Genomic DNA, 926 nt, shown 5'->3' with positions numbered 1-926 from the left:
TTAATAAAATACTGATTACGTTTGGTGGTGTTGATGAAGGAAATGTTACGAAGAGGGCCCTTGAAGAGCTGGCAAGCTTATGTATCTCAAACAATATTGATATCGATGTGATAACAGGTCCCGGTTATGAGCACTTTGATTCGTTAGAAAAAGTCATTGAAAAGAATGAACGATTGAGATGCAATATTGTTAAGGAAACTAAGAGAATTTCTGAATACATGGTCGATGCAGATTTAGCTATAACTTCAGCTGGACGAACGGTGTTAGAGCTAACGGCTCTCTATGTACCTACAATTGTTATTGCTCAAAATGATAGAGAAATGACCCATACCTTTGCTTCAGAAGAAAATGGAATATGTCATTTGGGGCATCGTAAAGAAATAGTTCATAACTCCATTCTTGATAAGGTAACAACGTTAGTCAATAGCAGCAAAACAAGACAGCTAATGGTCGAGAAGATGAGTGATTTAGATTTAAGAAATGGTAAGTCCAGAGTGATATCCGCTATTAGGGCCTTGATAAGCTAATTGAAGGGAATAAATATGAATAATCAGTTTAAAATTGGTAATGCCCTCGTTGGCGATAATTTAAAGCCTTATATAATCGCAGAGATCGGCGTTAATCATGAAGGCAGTATGGAATTGGCTAAACGTTTGATAGACGAAGCTAAAGCGGGTGGTGCTCATGCCGCAAAATTTCAGTCCTACAAAGCTTCAAAAATTGCTTCTAAACATAGTCCAGCATACTGGGACCAATCAAAGGAACCCACAGATAGTCAATTTAAGCTGTTTCAGAAGTACGATAACTTTGAAACTGAGCAATATGAAGAGCTAGCAGATTATTGTCAGTCTATTGGAATAGATTTTATGTCAACGCCATTTGACTTGGATGCTGTTGATTTCTTAGACCCCTTAATACCAGCGTTT

Annotated in this window: 2 protein-coding genes; both read left to right on the top strand. The window is 37.5% G+C overall.

Translation table 11 applies throughout. The annotated features are described in order from the left end of the window. Positions 1–527: glycosyltransferase (locus A3729_RS13190; RefSeq protein ID WP_197475842.1), on the top strand; the 527-nt coding region annotated here is incomplete at its 5' end. A 15-nt stretch (positions 528–542) separates the two neighbouring features. After that, a partial coding sequence (locus A3729_RS13185) for an N-acetylneuraminate synthase family protein (protein ID WP_197475841.1) occupies positions 543–926 on the top strand: 384 nt, incomplete at its 3' end.

The sequence above is a fragment of the Oleiphilus sp. HI0043 genome (assembly GCF_001634935.1).
This window is presented reverse-complemented; position numbering and strand designations above follow the sequence as displayed.